General features: G+C 71.3%; 1 protein-coding gene. It reads right to left on the bottom strand.

Translation table 11 applies throughout. The annotated features are described in order from the left end of the window. Nucleotides 1–319: hypothetical protein (locus J7523_RS20045; RefSeq protein ID WP_291890510.1), on the bottom strand; the 319-nt coding region annotated here is incomplete at its 3' end. Nucleotides 320–878: the final 559 nt, after the last annotated feature.

Genomic DNA, 878 nt, shown 5'->3' with positions numbered 1-878 from the left:
CGACTCGTCGAGGAACGGCGCCGCCGCCGGCCAGGCAGGCATCGATCACGCCGTCCACACGAGACGCGCGACGTCCCGCCGCCCCCGTCGACCGATCCGGTCCGGCTGACCCCTTCATCGGGCCGCAACCGGCCAGACGGCCACGTCGCGTCAGCCGCCCGCGGGCGCCTGACTCGAGCAGCTCGGAACGCCGGGTGCCTTCGAGCGGGGTGCCCGCCATCGTCGCGACGATGCCCGTACCGACGACGTAGCGGTCGTTCTTCAGCAATCCGCACCAGGCGTACAGCACCCGGTGCGTGCGACTCTCGACCGTCCTCACCGGACGACACGTCCCGACCAGGTCGGGTCGCGACGCGTCCCGCCGCATTGAGTGCTCATTTCGGGCCTCGGCGGCGTTCCAGGAGCGCCCTTCAGAGCGTTCGCAGGCTCGTCAGGCCACCATCCTCCGCTCCGGATCGCCAGGAGGATCGTTCCTGGAGAACTTGCGGGGCCCTCGAACGCCCTGTTCCACGTGAAACACGGCCCCAAAGCGACCCACCGCTCGTCGAACGCGGGACTCCCACCCGCGCGACACCCCCACGCCGCCACCTCGCCGACCGACGAACGCCGCCCGATGGGCGTCGCGCAGAGGCGGAGCAGGACGACCTCGACGATCGAGACACCGGGACGAGAGCGCTCAGTACGACCTTCGACCCGGTGTCCGATCCGCGGCGTCGGTCTCCACTCTCACGCCAGCGGCGCGAGCCACGGACCGCTGCCGTCGCGGTCAGCTCCGGTGTGGCGGGCGTCGACCTGAGCGTGCCGGCGACCTGTGGACAAGACGCGTCTCCACTCAGCACCCGACCGCACCCACCACCGACCCGCGGTCACCACCGAGA

Origin of the sequence: Cellulomonas sp. (assembly GCF_017744555.1) — a bacterium.
GTDB lineage: Bacteria > Actinomycetota > Actinomycetes > Actinomycetales > Cellulomonadaceae > Cellulomonas.
This window is presented reverse-complemented; position numbering and strand designations above follow the sequence as displayed.